Below are 14,617 nucleotides of genomic sequence, written 5' to 3'. Positions count from 1 at the left end.
TAAAAAATACGTAAAGTAGCGTATTGAATTAAAAGAAAAAGATTTTGAATTTTGGCAAGGTTTAAATACTTAAACTTAACCTTTAAAAACACACAGATGAAAACTAAAAAAACACTTTCTTTATTGGCTCTATTATTGTGGGTCGTCTTTTCTGCCCAAAGAGTTGGTATTAACACTTCTGACCCCAAGGCAACACTCGAAGTAAAAGCTTCTAATCCGCAAAACCCTTCTTCTACTGATGGTTTTTTGGTGCCAAAAGTCGAAAAACTTAATTTAAACTTAACTGCTGATCAAGATGGGATGATCATTTTCCTGTCAAAAGATTGGATAGATGACAGTGTATCACCTAATATTATTTACACGGCAGGTTTATACACTTTTGATTGGAATCACACTTTACTCACAGGCAACTGGTTAAAGTTACTAGCATCTAAATCTACTACTAAAGCAATTACTGTTTTTAGATCTTTATCTTCAGGTAAGGTTTTTGTAGGCGATGTAGGGGGTAATAGCAGAATTGTTGATCAAGAATTCCCCGCAGAAATTATCAAAAATGATAATATCAATAGTGCAAAAATATTTGCCAAAACTTCTCAAACAGAAACTTTCGATGTAACATTCAAAAATGCATTAGAAAATAATGAATATCTTACTATAGTAACATTAGAGTCAAAAGGGAATGCTAATGTTATTGAAGATGCTAACTGCTACATTCCAGGAACAGCAGATTTTAAACCTACAGGTTTTAAAGTTACTGTAAAATGTTCTGGAGGTAGGCATAATCTAGTTATGAACGTCTTAGTTTTCGACTTATATAAAGGAGAATAGAAGATTGTTTTTATTGGTTTTGATTATAGAATAGTCGTAAAATTTTATTGCGGCTATTCTTTTTAAATTAATTATCATAACTAATATTTGATTATTATGAAAAAGATATTGATACTTTTCTTAGCATTCTATACTAATTTATTTTTTACTCAATCTGCCACAGAAGTAAATCATTTTTTTAAGGAAATTAAAAAAAGTTATGTATTAGAAAACGATAGTGTAAAAAAACATACCAGTGGTTCTAATGCCTATCTAGAAGAGATTACCAAGAATTTTACAGGGATGTCTAATAGTAAGGTTAATGTAGGAAATTTTCCGCAAAATATTCCTGAATTTATAATAGATAGTGACACATCAGGCTGGTCTTATCTTAATACATACACACAATTTTCAGTGACTAAAAGTGAAAATATTGTTTTAATTAATATTGATGGAGTTTCTCAAATTGATAATGTGAATAATTACTCATCTTACCAATTTGCATTGGGAATTTTTATTGACGATCAATTAAAATTGGTAAAAAAATTTCAAATAGATTCTGCAGAAACTAAATGTAATTTTAAAAAATTCGATTTTGCTGGAGTTTTAGAAAATCTTTCCTTAGGAAATCATGTGATAAAAGTATATGCGTATAATTTACCCAAACTTTCAAACAACTATACACATATTACTTATGGAGGCGCAGCTTCTAATCTTTGTGATAATATAGATGAAGGAATGGCTAGAATCCACCTTAATGCTCAATTAGCAGAGTAATTATTTAAGGTACAATCGCATTTTAGCCTCATCTTCAGGTTTTGCTTTCATCTTTTCAAAAATGGTAGATTCTTTAGGAAAACTGATTCTGTAATAGATGATTTTATTTGCATAGTACCTGAAATAAGGATGGTTTTTCAACCAATCTTCGGGAGCATCTAATAAACCAAACTTTTGAACATTCATATTGTTTAGCGGAGAAGCCTTAATAAGTTTTTCCGCTAAATTTTTGTCAATATTATACGTTTCCAAAATCTGACTAGTTTTTACAAAACCGCCCAGTTTATTTCTAAAACCAATAAAACTAGCTGCGGATTTTTCGTCAAAACCAAATTCTATTAGTTGCTGAAACGTTATTTTATTCAAATCAGTTTTACTAAAATCAGTAGCTGTTATTGCTTTTTCAGGAGGGTTTTGAATGGTGTTTTCAGTGTTTTTTTGCACAGAATTCCATTTAATATAAGGCTTCAAGTCATTAAATTTTTCCTCTGAAATCACAAAGCATTTTTTAATATCTTCTAGCGATTTGAAACTGCCTTTCAGATTTCGCTTTCTATAATTTACAATTACAGTAGCTTGTTTTTCGCTAAAACCCAATTTTTGCCAACCGTTTACATCTAAACTGTTAGGGTCAAATTCAAAGTATTGAATTTTAGGCTTTTCGGAAGCAAAGTTTTGGTATTTTCTTTCAAAATTATCTGGTGTTTTTGCAGGGAGAAGCAAGAAAGGAGATAGTTTTTGGTAATTTTCAGGACTGATAATAAAGCATTCTTTAAACTTTTCTTTACTCATAAAACTTCCTCCTAAATATTGCTTGTATTTAATGATTGCAGCAGCTTGTCTCTCAGAAAAACCCAGCTTTTCCCAATCTTTTTGATAATATTGGTCTGGATTAAATTTACCTTCAATTTGGAGCTCTTTTTGTTCAGATTCTTTAAAAATTTTCCTTGATTTATTAGAATTATTATCAGGTAAAAGAATGTACGGTTCTAATTCTGCATATTTTTCTTCAGAAATAGAATAGCACTTTTTCAGTTGTTCTTTAGAAGTGAAGTTTCCGCCAACAATTTCTTTGTATTTTAAAATAGTTTTTACTTGTTTGGCAGTAAAACCTAAATTTTCCCATTGCTTTTCATTGAGTTGATTCGGGTCAAATTCTGTAAGAAAAAATTGAGATTCGTTTCTTGTTGTAAAATGAATTTCAGGGAATTTTGTTTCTTGATTTCCTTTGTAAACTAGATAAGTTAGCTGAAATATTACAATCAAAATTCCAAGTAAGGATAGAGCATAGAATTGCTTTTTCCTTATCTCATAAGGTAATTTGGGTTTCATGGGGGTTAGTTTTACCCAAATATAAGAAAAATTATAAAAAGTGAAGAAAATGTTTTACACCACTTCGTCTCTATCTAGTAAAGAATTTTTGAGTTTTATCAATTCAGATTTCACAAATTCTAAACGGTCTAAAACTTCTACCGTTTCATTGATTTTTTGATTGGTGGTGAGTGCAATTCTGGCGCCGTCTAAAGTGTAGCCTTTTTCTTTTACAAGATGATATATGATTTTAAGATTTTTAATGTCTTCTGGTGTAAAATAGCGGTTTCCTTTCTTGTTTTTTTTAGGTTTTATGATAGGAAATTCTTGCTCCCAATATCTAATTAAGGAAGCATTTACACCGAAAGCTTTTGAAACTTCTCCTATAGAATAGTATAATTTGTCTGGTAAATTGAGTTTCATAGTCTATAAAATCGAAATTCAAAGATAGAAATTTTTTTGTTTTAAAGCGCTATCGTAAATTGCCAAGAAATTTATTTCTCATGTTTAAAAATATCAATACACTTTTCTTCATTTTCCTGCTGATTGTAAATTGTACTTCTAAAAAATCAACAATATCAAATGATTTGGTTAAAAAGGATACAGAAATAGTGCTTGTTTCTAACAAGTTTAGCTTTACAGAAGGTCCTGCTTCTGATGCTTTTGGAAATGTTTATTTTACAGACCAACCAGATGACAAAATTTACGTTTGGAACTGGAAAACCAATCAAATTGAAGAATTTTTAGATAAAACAGGAAGAGCAAACGGAACTTTTTTTGACCAAAAAGGAAATTTACTGACATGTTCTGATGAAAACGGAGAAATTTGGAAAATTAATGAAGAAGGAGTTGCAGAAGTGTTAACCACCAATTTTGAAGGAAAAAGATTAAACGGTCCTAATGATTTATGGGTGGATGAAAATAACGGAATTTACTTTACAGATCCTTTATATGTAAGAGATTATTGGAAAAATTTCAAACAAGAAATTCCTGAAAAAAACTTGTATTACAGAAATTCTGAAGGTAAAATCACCAAATTAGATACTTTTACTCAGCCGAATGGAATTGTAGGAAGTCAGAAATTGAAAAAATTGTACGTTTCTGATATTGATGCTAATAAAACTTATGTTTATGACATTCAGGAAGATGGGAAATTGACGAATAAAAAATTATTTTGCAATTTAGGCTCAGATGGAATGACTTTAGATAACAGAGGAAACCTTTATTTAACTGGAAATGGAGTAACGGTTTTCAATAAAAATGGAGTGCAAATTCATCATATTTCTGTACCAGAAAATTGGACAGCAAATGTGACTTTTGGTGGCGAGAATTTCTCTACCTTGTTTATAACGGCCTCTAAATCAGTTTACACTTTGAAGATGAATGTTTCAGGAATTAAATAAAAACTTAATAAAAATGCCAAAGAAGTTAATCTTTGGCATTTGTTTTAATAAGCAATTTCCATTTTTATTTTCTTGCCTTTTAGCTTTTCGTTGGCGAGTTTTTTCAGAACATCTTTTACTTTATTTCTAGTAACTGCTACATAAGAAGTAGTGTCTTTTACTTCAATGATGCCAATGTCATCTTTCGATAGTTCACCTTTTTTGATGAGATAGCCTACAATGTCTACTTTGTTTACTTTGTCTTTTTTTCCTGCGCTTATATAAATGGTTTGGAAAGGAGTTTGGGCAGGAATTCTGTAATTTTCAGTAATGTTTTCTTCTGGCGTATTTCCTTTAATGAAAGGGAAATTCTCTTCCTCAGTCATAATTAAATAAGCAAAACCTTTAGCATGCATTCTTGCAGTCCTTCCGTTTCTGTGGATGAAAGCATCTTCTTTTGGAGGTAACTGATAATGTACGATAGATTCTACTTCTGGAATGTCTAAACCTCTGGAAGCTAAATCGGTAGTAATTAAAATTCGGGTAGAATCATTTCTGAATTTTAACAAAGCGCGTTCTCTTTCGTCTTGTTCCATGCCGCCGTGAAACGTTTCTCTATCAATACCTTTTTCTCTTAAAAGTTCAGAAATTCTATCTACAGCATCTCTGTGATTGCAAAAAATAAGTGTTCTTTTGTTGCCTATTTTGCAAATGAGTTTAAAAAGTGTATCCAATTTTTCTTCCGGAATCGTTATCACTTTTTTTAGTTGAATATTAGGTTTTACTTCGCCTAATTTTAAAAAATTGATGGTCTTTTCGTTTTCTAATCCAACAAATTTCGGAATATTATCCATAGCAGTTGCAGAAGTAAGAAAACGCTGAGAGACATTTTTTAAAGAGCTGATGATGAAGTTCATATCTTCTTCAAAGCCTAATTCTAAAGCTTTGTCAAATTCATCTAAAACTAAAGTTTTGATGGTTTTGGGCTCGAAATTATTATTTTTGAGGTGATACGCAATTCTTCCTGGCGTCCCAATTAAAACAGCAGGAGCCTGAGTAAGATTATTGATTTCAATTTTTTTATCGTGACCACCGTAGCAAATGGTTACCTTAAAATCGGTTCCCATATTTTTGAAAACTTGTTCTATTTGCAATGCCAATTCTCTTGCCGGAACCAGAATAATCGCTTGAATTCCCGAAATATCTTTTTGTAAATTTCTAAGTACTGGAAACAAAAACGCGAGGGTTTTACCAGAGCCTGTAGGCGAGAGTAGAATGATATCTTGTTGGTTTTCAGAAGCTTGATAAGTAGATTTCTGCATTTGATTCATTTCCTGAATCTGCAGTTTTTCATAAATTGGTTGTAATTCCATTTTGCAAATTTAAGGTAAAGGTTTGGGTTTATCAGAAACTTATTGATAATGCTTTAAATTAAAGTCTTGATTAAGTATATTTAGGCGGAATAATTCTTTGAAAATTAGCAGAAAAAGCCATTGCTATTTTGTAAAAAGTTTGTATTTTTGCACCACTTTTGTGGAAGTAGTTTTGGCGAAGTAAAACATTAGTAATTAACATCTTCCGTATTTTTTAGAATCCACAGTAAGCCAAAGCTAAAAAAGAAGGAATACAAATTTTTTTATTATGTCTGAATTGACAAACCAAGAAGCATTATTAAATGCAAACGTAGCACCAGAACAATTTGATTGGGATTCTTTTGAATCAGGTCTTGATGCTGATGCAAGAAAAGAAAAAAATGATTTAGAAGAAATCTACAAAGGTTCTCTTAATGATCTTTCTGAAACTGATGTTATCATCGGTAAAGTAGTAAGATTAACTGATAAAGAAGCGATTGTAGATATCAATTTCAAATCTGAAGGTGTAATTTCTCTTAATGAATTCCGTTACAACCAAGGTCTTAAAGTAGGTGATGAAGTAGAAGTAATGGTAGACAGAAGAGAAGACAAATCTGGTCAATTACAGCTATCTCACAAAAAAGCTAGAACGCTTAAAGCTTGGGATAGAGTAAATGAATACCACGAGTCTGGAGAAATCGTAAACGGTTTCGTAAAATCTAGAACTAAAGGTGGTATGATTGTAGATGTATTCGGTATCGAAGCATTCTTACCAGGTTCTCAAATTGATGTTAAACCAATCAAAGATTACGATCAATTCGTAGGTAAAACTATGGAATTCAAAGTTGTGAAAATCAACCCAGAATTCAAAAACGTAGTAGTATCTCACAAAGCGTTAATCGAAGCTGATATTGAAGGTCAGAAAAAAGAAATCATTTCTCAATTAGAGAAAGGTCAAGTTCTTGAAGGAACTGTTAAAAACATCACTTCTTACGGTGTATTCATCGATTTAGGTGGTGTAGATGGTCTTATCCACATTACAGATCTTTCTTGGTCTAGAGTAAACCATCCATCAGAAATCCTTTCAGACGGTCAAGTAGTGAAAGTGGTTATCCTTGATTTCGATGATGAGAAAACTAGAATCCAATTAGGTATGAAGCAATTAGAAGCTCATCCTTGGGATGCTCTTTCTGCTGACTTAAAAGTAGGTGACAAAGTAAAAGGAAAAGTAGTAGTTCTTGCTGACTATGGTGCATTCGTAGAAGTTGCTCCAGGTGTAGAAGGTCTTATCCACGTTTCTGAAATGTCTTGGTCTACTCACTTAAGATCTGCTGGTGATTTCGTGAAAATTGGTGACGAAGTAGAAGCTGTAGTTCTTACTTTAGATAGAGAAGAAAGAAAAATTTCTTTAGGAATTAAGCAATTAACTCCAGATCCATGGGCTGATATCCAAACTAAATACCCTGTTGGTTCTCAACACGTAGGTACTGTAAGAAACTTCACTAACTTTGGTGTATTCGTAGAACTAGAAGAAGGAATTGATGGTCTTATCTACATTTCTGATCTTTCTTGGACTAAGAAAATCAAACATCCATCTGAGTTCTGTGCTGTAGGTGATAAACTAGACGTAATCGTTCTAGAATTAGATACTGAAGCTAGAAGACTTTCTTTAGGTCACAAACAATTGACTGAAAATCCTTGGGATAAATTCGAAACTAAATATGCAGAAGGAACTGTTCACTCAGGAAAAGCTACAGATGTTTTCGATAAAGGTGCTCAAGTTCAGTTCGAAGATGCTGAAGTAGAAGCTTTCGCTCCTTCTAGATTATTAGAAAAAGAAGATGGTTCTAAAATCAAAAAAGGTGAAACTGCTGATTTCAAAGTAATCGAGTTCAACAAAGAATTCAAAAGAGTAGTAGTATCTCACACTGGTATCTTCAGAGATGAAGAGAAAAAAGCTGCAAAGGAATCTAAACCAGCTGCATCTTCTTCAGGTGAAGAAAAATCTACACTTGGTGATATCGATGCTTTAGCAGAACTGAAGAAAAGAATGGAAGAAGGTAAATAATCTTCCTGAGATTTCATAAATTTTAAACCGTCTCATTTTGTAAATGAGGCGGTTTTTTGTGTTTAATCTATAACTCATTGATTTAAGTTTTTATCAATAAAAATTGCAAAAGATATTTGCTTGTTTCAAATAAAATTAATAGTTTTGCAACCTGTTAATCAACCTCTGACGAAAGCCGTGAACGTTGTTTAGCTTTCCAAAAATTATTTTTTATAAAAAATGGATTTATTAAAGTACGTACAAGACAAGTACATTGCTAAAAAAGAATTCCCAGAATTCAAAGCTGGTGATACCATTACTGTGTATTACGAAATTAAAGAAGGTAACAAAACGAGAACTCAGTTCTTCAAAGGAGTTGTAATTCAACTAAGAGGAACAGGTGCTACTAAAACTTTCACCATCAGAAAAATGAGCGGTGATGTAGGTGTAGAAAGAGTTTTCCCAATCAACATGCCTGCTTTACAAAAAATTGAAGTAGATAGAAGAGGAAAAGTTAGAAGATCTAGAATTTTCTACTTCAGAGATCTTAGAGGTAAGAGAGCAAGAATCAAAGATGCTGCTTACAAAAAGTAATCACCTCTCTAGAAAAAGAATAAAAGCATTCCAAAAATTTTTGGAATGCTTTTTTATTTTATGGAACTAAAGAATTTTTAAAATTCTCAATTATTACATCTGTTAAGGTTCAAAAACCTCAAATTTTCCGTTTTCGTAGAAGAAAACAATTCTTTTAATCTTGTTTTCAGTAGAATTATTAGTAACTGATTGATTTACAATATTTTGAACTTCTGAAATATCTTCCTGAACTTCTAATCGCTGAGAATCGCTTATTTTTTCTTTTTTTGGAAAAGGGAAAGGTGTATTAGATTCTCGCGGCGTTTCTTTTTGAAGATTTTCTTGAATAAAAATTTCATTTTTATAATCTTCATCAATTAATGTAAAAAGATCAGGCGAAGAATTTTCTTCCTCTAGATTTATTTTTGATTCGCTATTGGATAGAGCAGAATCATTTTGTAACATTTCTCCTTGTCCTAAAATTATCCAATCCCAACTAATTTCTGGGAATCTATTTTTTATCTTTACAATAAATTCTAGGGAAGGCTTATTTCTCCCCGAAATGATATGCGAAATACTGGAGCGCTGAACATCTATTTCGTCTGCAAATTCTGATGCGGTAAATCCAGAATATTCTAAAATTTTAGTAAATCTGTCATTTATATTCATGTTACAAATGTAATAATTATAATTTACATAAGTAAATACAAATGTAAACAATGAGAAAGTTTACAGTTTTACATTTGTATAAACATAACTAAAACCATAATGAATAAAGGATTTTACATAATTTACAATATTAAAATTCTAATATATTTTTCTCATAAAGCACAAAAAAAAACTCTCAATAATGAGAGTTTAAATTTTTATTCGTGATGATGAAGATGTTTTTCATCGTCTGGATTAAATTTCAGTTTTCTGTCTTTTTTCTTCTCTGGAAACAGTAATGAGAAGAATACACTAGCTCCTAAAATACTTACAATGATTAATAAAGAATGCGTTGTACCAAAGCCCCATTCTTCTAGGTAACTATGTCCTAGCATTTTTAAACCAATGAATGTGAGTAATGCTGCTAAACCTATTTTTAAGAACCTAAACTTATCGATAATTCCTGCTAATAAGAAGAACATAGAACGAAGTCCGATAATCGCAAAAATGTTCGAAAAGAAGACGATATAAGGGTCTTTAGTTACTGAAAATATTGCAGGAATAGAATCTACTGCAAAAATCAAATCGGTAAATTCTATGATGATAAGAACTAAGAATAATGGTGTAAGTTTCTTAACTCCATCAATTGTTACAAAGAATTTACTGCCCACAAAGTGTGGATGAACTTTAAAATATTTATTGGCAAATCTTACAACTGGGTGATTCTGAGTATCTATTTCCTCATCTTTATCTTTATCCACAAACATTTTGATACCTGTAAATACCAGAAACGCTCCGAAAACATACATAATCCAGCTGAATTTTTCAATTAAAGCAGCACCTACGAAGATAAAGATGAAACGCATTACAATAGCTCCTAAAATGCCCCAAAAAAGAACTCTGTGATAATTTCTTGGTGCAACTCCAAAAGCAGTAAATACCAAAACAATTACAAATATATTGTCTACTGATAGAGCATATTCTACTACATAACCAGTAAGATATTCTAATCCTAGGTTCTGATTGTAGAGTGCTATGCTCTGTTCCAGATTATTCGGAATAACTTTTACTGGATGATGATGCCTATTTATTACTGTTTGTAGCTTTTCTATACTATCTATTCCATGAAGCATATGTCCATAGGTAATGAGAAGAAAATAAAAGGCTAAAGACAAACAAACGACAAAAAAACTCATTAAACCAGCTTGTCTCAGCGAAATAGTGTCTGATTTTTTATGCAATAGTCCTAAGTCTAATGCCAGTATAAAAAAGATAAAAACTACAAAGGATAGTAGAAATAAGGTTTCGTTTGACATGAATTCTAAAATTTTAAGTCCTCAAAGATAACTATAATTAGAAAAAATCCAATATTTTACATTTGTAAATAAGTAAAATATCACAACCTTATCAACATTAAAAATGTTTAATGGTATAACTCTACAAATGGCTTTATTAGTACGATCTACATATTAAAGTATATTTATAAATTAACTTTATATAAACTACTTAAAATACTGATTTTGTTTATTTTATATTTTTTAATTACAGATTATGAAATTAACAATTTTTTCCACAGACATTCTGTCTTTTTTTATTGTTTAAATTATTTACAAATGTTAATTAGGAGATTAATTCTTTTTATAGTATTTTTGAATCGTCAAAATTTATCCACATTATGCATTCTACTTTTCAATATCACAAAAACCCTAATTTCCCAAATCGTTATATTTCGCCTAATAACCTTCAAAAATTTCTACAAGAGAATCTCAGCGATTATATTACTTTAATTGGTACTTCTACTCTAGGTGAGCCTATTTATCAATTTTCTTATGGTTCTGGTGATATAAAAGTGTTGGCATGGTCTCAAATGCACGGTAATGAGAGTAATTCTACTCACTGCATGTTAGACTTATGGTATTCTTTAGAATCTCAACCTCAACTCAAAGACAAATTATTCCAAAATATATCTTTAGATTTCATTTTTATGCTCAATCCGGATGGTTCTAAAGTTTGGTCGCGCAGAAATTCTCTTGATATAGATATGAATAGAGACTATTTACAGAATGCAAGCTGCGAAATGAAGCTGTTAAAAGAAATTGCGTTTTCTAAAAAATATGATTACGCTCTGAATTTACATGAGCAAAGGACTATTTTTTCTACAGATGGTAAAAATCCCGCTACTTTATCTTTTTTAGCGCCTTCAGAAGATTATGATAGAATGATTACTGAAAATCGCAAAAAAAGTATGGCGGTTATCGCTAGTATATATAATGTATTGAGAATGCAAATTCCTAATCAATTGGCAAGATATTCTGATGAGTTTTACCCAACTTCTACTGGTGATAATTTCATGAGAGCAGGAATTCCAGTAATTTTATTTGAAGGTGGACATTTTCCTGAAGATTATCAACGTTTTGGTACTAGAAAATATTATACAATTGCTTTATATACGGCACTTTCTAGCATTGGATTATTAGATAGAAAAAGCTATGGCTACGAAACGTATTTTGAAATCCCAGAAAATAAAGAATCGCATTTTGATGTTATTTATAGAAATGTGAAACTTAATACGGATTTTGAATGTGTATTAGATGTTGCGGTTCAATATAAAGAAGAAATCAAAGAGGGTGAAGAAGAAATATCTTTTGTTCCGATTGTAGTGGAGGTGGGAGACCTACACAGAAAAAAAGGGTGGAAAGAAATAGATTGTACAGGGCGGAAATTTATTTCAGAGAATAAATTCCCTAAACTAGAAGCTGTTCAGAACTTTACTATTGAATAAATTAACTATTTATTCTTTGCGTTATAGATTTAGCCTATTAATTTTTAAAAAATTATTAGGCTTTTTTATTTTAAAATTTTATTTTATGAAAAACTTATTTCTTGATTTATATCATAAAAGTTTACAAATTTTTTTGTTTAAATAATTGATTTTAAGTGTATTAATATTTTAAAATTTTCAAAAAGTTTACAAAAATGAAAAATTTTATAAAAATTTAATATTGTATATTTTAATTTTTTGTCTAATTTTATTGTGTCAAAAAATTAATTATCTGCCATGGAGAAAACAACCAACCAACAAGCGTATGAAGAAACTTTACACTACTTCAAAGGAGACGATTTAGCAGCCAGAGTTTGGGTAACCAAATATGCACTTAAAGATTCTGATGGGAATATTTATGAAAAAACACCTGATGACATGCATCAAAGAATTGCTTCTGAGGTTGCGAGAATAGAAAAAAAATATCCCAATCCGCTTTCCGAAGCAGAAATTTTTGATCTAATAAAAGACTTTAAATATATCATTCCGCAAGGAAGTCCAATGACGGGAATTGGTAATAATTTCCAGATTGCTTCTCTTTCTAACTGTTTTGTAATTGGTAACGGAACCAATAGTGATTCTTACGGAAGTATTATGAAAATAGACGAGGAGCAAGTTCAACTCATGAAACGTAGAGGTGGAGTTGGTCATGATTTATCTTACATTCGTCCGAAAGGTTCTGCGGTGAAGAATTCTGCGCTTACTTCTACAGGTTTAGCGCCGTTTATGGAGCGTTATTCTAATTCTACCAGAGAAGTAGCTCAAGATGGAAGAAGAGGCGCTTTAATGCTTTCTGTGTCGATAAATCATCCAGATTCTGAGGATTTTATCAATGCTAAATTAGAGCAAGGAAAAGTGACAGGAGCGAATATTTCTGTGAAAATAGATGATGAATTCATGAAAGCGGTAAAAACGAACAGTGAATATCAACAGAAATATCCTATTTACAGTAAGAATTCTAAATATACCAAGACTATTTTTGCAGATGAAATTTGGAAAAAAATCGTACATAACGCCTGGAAATCTGCTGAACCAGGAATTCTTTTCTGGGATACCATCATCAGAGAATCTATTCCAGATTGTTATGCAGATTTAGGTTTTGAAACGGTTTCTACCAATCCTTGTGGCGAAATTCCGCTTTGTCCGTACGATTCTTGTCGATTGATTGCCATTAATTTATATTCTTATGTAGAAAATCCATTTACCAAAGAAGCAAAATTTAATTTTGATTTATTCAAAAAACATGCAGCTTATGCACAAAGAATGATGGATGATATCATCGATTTGGAAATGGAGAAAATTGATGCAATTTTGGCAAAAATTGAAAAAGACCCAGAAAACGAAGAAATAAAACATACCGAAAAACAACTTTGGGAAAAAATCCGCAAGAAAACGCTTCAAGGAAGAAGAACGGGAGTAGGAATTACTGCAGAAGGCGATATGTTGGCTGCTTTAAATTTAAGATATGGTAGCAATGAAGCTAATGAGTTTTCAGTAGAAGTTCATAAAACGTTGGCTCTTTCCGCGTATCGTTCTTCAGTAGAAATGGCGAAAGAAAGAGGCGCTTTTGAAGTTTTTAATGCAGAAAAAGAAAAAAATAACCCTTTCATTTTGAGATTAAAAGAAGCAGACGAAAGTCTGTATCAAGATATGGTAAAATATGGCAGAAGAAATATCGCTTTATTAACCATTGCACCAACAGGAAGTACTAGTTTGATGTCTCAGACTACTTCGGGAATTGAACCGGTATTTTTGCCAGTTTACAAGCGTAGGAGAAAGGTAAATCCTAATGATAAAGATGTAAGAGTAGATTTTGTAGATGAAGTGGGAGATTCTTGGGAAGAGTACATTGTTTTCCATCATCATTTTAAAACTTGGATGGAAGTGAATGGCTATGATATTTCCAAAAATTATTCCAACGAAGAAGTTCAAGATTTAATCGAGAAATCTCCTTATTACAAAGCTACTTCTAATGATATTGATTGGCTCAGCAAAGTTGAAATGCAAGGTGCCATTCAAAAATGGGTGGACCATTCTATTTCGGTGACTATCAACATTCCGAATGAAGCTACAGAAGAATTGGTGAATCAATTATATATCAAAGCTTGGGAAGTGGGTTGCAAAGGAGTTACGGTTTACAGAGACGGTTCCAGAAGTGGAGTTTTGGTTTCTGCAGATGATAAAAAAGAAGAAAAAGATGAGGAAGAAACTGCTTCATCTTTAGAAGCTTTCCCTACAAAAAGACCTCAGATTCTAGAAGCTGATGTGGTGAGATTCCAAAATAATAAAGAAAAATGGATTGCTTTTGTAGGTTTGGTTAATGGTAGACCTTATGAAATTTTTACAGGTTTGGCAGATGATGAAGAAGGAATTATGCTTCCACGTTGGGTAAACGAAGGTTTAATCATTAAAAACAGAGACGAAAACGGCGTTTCTAGATATGATTTCCAATTCAAGAATTTAAGAGGTTATAAAACCACTATTGAAGGACTTTCTCATAAATTTAATCCAGAATTCTGGAATTATGCTAAATTGATTTCAGGAACCTTAAGACACGGAATGCCAATTGAAAACGTGGTAGAATTAATTAACAGATTAGAGCTTGATTCTGAGTCTATCAATACTTGGAAAGCGGGAGTTGCTAGAGCTTTAAAACGCTATATTCCTGATGGAACTGAAGTTGATGGACACAAGTGTAGCAATTGTGGTTCAGACCAAGTTGTTTATCAAGAAGGTTGCCTGATTTGTAAAAATTGTGGAAATTCTAAATGCGGATAATTGAATTTTTTCCTTAATATTTGGATAATAAACATAGATTTAAAAGAATTTATAAACAAAAAGCCACAAATACTTGTGGCTTTTTAATTTTCTAATATCTTTGATGGTCTTTTCTAAAAAT

13 protein-coding genes are annotated in these 14,617 nt (G+C 31.4%); 7 read left to right on the top strand and 6 right to left on the bottom strand.

Annotated elements, in window-relative coordinates; all coding sequences use genetic code 11:
• Positions 1 to 51 precede the first annotated feature (51 nt).
• Positions 52 to 828: a hypothetical protein gene (locus N7277_RS09665; RefSeq protein ID WP_274779349.1), complete on the top strand. Its 777-nt coding sequence runs from the start codon at positions 52 to 54 to the stop codon at positions 826 to 828.
• 96 nt (positions 829 to 924) lie between these two features.
• The gene (locus N7277_RS09660) at positions 925 to 1,584 is read left to right on the top strand and encodes a hypothetical protein (protein WP_274779348.1); all 660 of its coding nucleotides are present in this window, start codon (positions 925 to 927) and stop codon (positions 1,582 to 1,584) included.
• Here N7277_RS09660 and N7277_RS09655 read toward each other — a convergent pair whose 3' ends face one another.
• Together N7277_RS09655 and N7277_RS09650 are read right to left on the bottom strand one after the other, a co-directional pair.
• Positions 1,585 to 2,916, bottom strand: a complete 1,332-nt coding sequence (locus tag N7277_RS09655; RefSeq protein WP_274779347.1) for a helix-hairpin-helix domain-containing protein — start codon at positions 2,914 to 2,916, stop codon at positions 1,585 to 1,587. It abuts the gene before it with no gap.
• A 54-nt stretch (positions 2,917 to 2,970) separates the two neighbouring features.
• Positions 2,971 to 3,318 carry a MerR family transcriptional regulator gene (locus tag N7277_RS09650; RefSeq protein ID WP_274779346.1) on the bottom strand — a complete coding sequence of 116 codons (348 nt, stop codon included), beginning with the start codon at positions 3,316 to 3,318 and terminating at the stop codon, positions 2,971 to 2,973.
• An 80-nt stretch (positions 3,319 to 3,398) separates the two neighbouring features.
• Between N7277_RS09650 and N7277_RS09645 the strand changes: the two genes are divergently transcribed.
• Positions 3,399 to 4,298, top strand: coding sequence for an SMP-30/gluconolactonase/LRE family protein (locus N7277_RS09645; RefSeq protein WP_274779345.1), 900 nt, complete (start codon positions 3,399 to 3,401; stop codon positions 4,296 to 4,298).
• A 44-nt stretch (positions 4,299 to 4,342) separates the two neighbouring features.
• Here the strand turns inward: N7277_RS09645 and N7277_RS09640 are convergent, their stop codons facing one another.
• Both N7277_RS09640 and N7277_RS09635 read right to left on the bottom strand, forming a co-directional pair.
• Positions 4,343 to 5,650, bottom strand: a complete 1,308-nt coding sequence (locus tag N7277_RS09640; RefSeq protein ID WP_274779344.1) for a DEAD/DEAH box helicase — start codon at positions 5,648 to 5,650, stop codon at positions 4,343 to 4,345.
• A 70-nt stretch (positions 5,651 to 5,720) separates the two neighbouring features.
• Positions 5,721 to 5,852, bottom strand: a complete 132-nt coding sequence (locus tag N7277_RS09635) for a hypothetical protein (RefSeq protein ID WP_274779343.1) — start codon at positions 5,850 to 5,852, stop codon at positions 5,721 to 5,723.
• 66 nt (positions 5,853 to 5,918) lie between these two features.
• Here N7277_RS09635 and rpsA point away from each other — a divergent pair, with 66 nt between their 5' ends.
• Both rpsA and rplS read left to right on the top strand, forming a co-directional pair.
• A complete protein-coding gene (gene rpsA / locus N7277_RS09630; RefSeq protein ID WP_274779342.1) occupies positions 5,919 to 7,697 on the top strand; it encodes a 30S ribosomal protein S1 in 1,779 nt (592 codons plus the stop codon).
• Positions 7,698 to 7,916: 219 nt separating this feature from the next.
• Positions 7,917 to 8,270: a 50S ribosomal protein L19 gene (gene rplS, locus N7277_RS09625; RefSeq protein WP_069799210.1), complete on the top strand. Its 354-nt coding sequence runs from the start codon at positions 7,917 to 7,919 to the stop codon at positions 8,268 to 8,270.
• A 102-nt stretch (positions 8,271 to 8,372) separates the two neighbouring features.
• Here the strand turns inward: rplS and N7277_RS09620 are convergent, their stop codons facing one another.
• A complete protein-coding gene (locus N7277_RS09620) occupies positions 8,373 to 8,918 on the bottom strand; it encodes a helix-turn-helix domain-containing protein (protein ID WP_274779341.1) in 546 nt (181 codons plus the stop codon).
• Between the two features lie 197 nt (positions 8,919 to 9,115).
• Positions 9,116 to 10,213, bottom strand: a complete 1,098-nt coding sequence (locus N7277_RS09615) for a TerC/Alx family metal homeostasis membrane protein (protein ID WP_274779340.1) — start codon at positions 10,211 to 10,213, stop codon at positions 9,116 to 9,118.
• Positions 10,214 to 10,572: 359 nt separating this feature from the next.
• Here N7277_RS09615 and N7277_RS09610 point away from each other — a divergent pair, with 359 nt between their 5' ends.
• Both N7277_RS09610 and N7277_RS09605 read left to right on the top strand, forming a co-directional pair.
• Positions 10,573 to 11,679 (top strand): M14 family zinc carboxypeptidase, encoded by a 1,107-nt coding sequence (locus N7277_RS09610; RefSeq protein ID WP_274779339.1) that lies wholly within the window; start codon positions 10,573 to 10,575, stop codon positions 11,677 to 11,679.
• A 276-nt stretch (positions 11,680 to 11,955) separates the two neighbouring features.
• Positions 11,956 to 14,496, top strand: a complete 2,541-nt coding sequence (locus tag N7277_RS09605; protein ID WP_274779338.1) for an adenosylcobalamin-dependent ribonucleoside-diphosphate reductase — start codon at positions 11,956 to 11,958, stop codon at positions 14,494 to 14,496.
• Positions 14,497 to 14,617: the final 121 nt, after the last annotated feature.

The organism is Cloacibacterium sp. TD35, from assembly GCF_028864635.1.
Classification (GTDB): domain Bacteria; phylum Bacteroidota; class Bacteroidia; order Flavobacteriales; family Weeksellaceae; genus Cloacibacterium.
The sequence above is the reverse complement of the archived record's forward strand: the minus strand, read 5'-3'. Positions and strand labels throughout refer to the sequence as shown.